1 pseudogene is annotated in these 958 nt (G+C 45.1%); it reads right to left on the bottom strand.

Annotated elements, in window-relative coordinates:
• Positions 1 to 235: pseudogene (locus J3352_RS14135) on the bottom strand (hypothetical protein); the annotation flags it as partial.
• Between the last annotated feature and the right edge of the window lie 723 nt (positions 236 to 958).

Here is a 958-nt window from a genome sequence, read left to right as displayed (position 1 = left end):
ATTTGTCCATTTTTATCTTATCCACGCCAGCAGTTCTGCTGCCTTTGTTGGACTTGATATTGTGGACGGCGGTTACAATGGTCACTTCATTTGCCATCGCTTCCACCAGACCGGTGAACGATACTCCTTGACCGGACTTCTCATAGAGAAAATCCTGAATCTTTTTAAGTTCCGTTTCCGTTGAAAATCTGACGTTCAAATGCACAAGGTTTTCACCTCGCAGTTCGTCACCCATCTTTCAGGGAGTTATAGGATTTTCGTTTTGTGAAATTTACAAATCGATTTGACTCGTATCCTTCGCCATGGAATATTTCAATTCCGTTTGACTGGCATTACCCAGTCCAGACTACTATGATACGGCTGACTTCCTGTTGCTTTCACTGTGCTGTAACGCTCCAACAACAGGCTCTCAAACGTTCCTTAATCTCTATCCTTGTTCTGAAACCCTTAGGCCGCTACCTTACACCGGGAAAATCTAACCATGCTTTGAACCACAGTTGCTGCATGATTCCTGATGGGGATTTCATCCCACAGGGCGTGTGCAGAAAAACCAGCCACACACACTTTTTCCAAGGGTCACCCTTTCGGATGTCGTTCGCTCTTACGATGCTGCATAGCTTTCCCTATCGGATAGCCATAGGTTTCGGAAGCCCGCACCATTATTATCCATGCCTCTTTGCAGAGGTTTAGGTTTTCAGGTTACGCCTTCACCACGCTCTGTACAATGCACACTTACAGGTGGCAACGCACAGTGGAGTATTAGCTCTCGTACTGTCTTGAATTTTGACCTATTCTCTGGAACTTTGTTCCTCGACATTGGTTCTGTACGGCAGAGGAATTTCACCCCTGATTTTGAGATTAAAGTTCTCTGTGATATTTTCTTATTGCTAAGTGCAATCACATGGTGCTTTTCGTCCTTGCTGTCAACAAGGGCTTATGCACAACGTTTCGCACGGTT

Origin of the sequence: Faecalibacterium sp. Marseille-Q4164 (assembly GCF_017377545.1) — a bacterium.
Lineage (GTDB): Bacteria > Bacillota > Clostridia > Oscillospirales > Ruminococcaceae > Faecalibacterium > Faecalibacterium duncaniae.
Note: the sequence above shows the minus strand (reverse complement) of the source record. Positions and strands in the feature narration are given on the sequence as shown.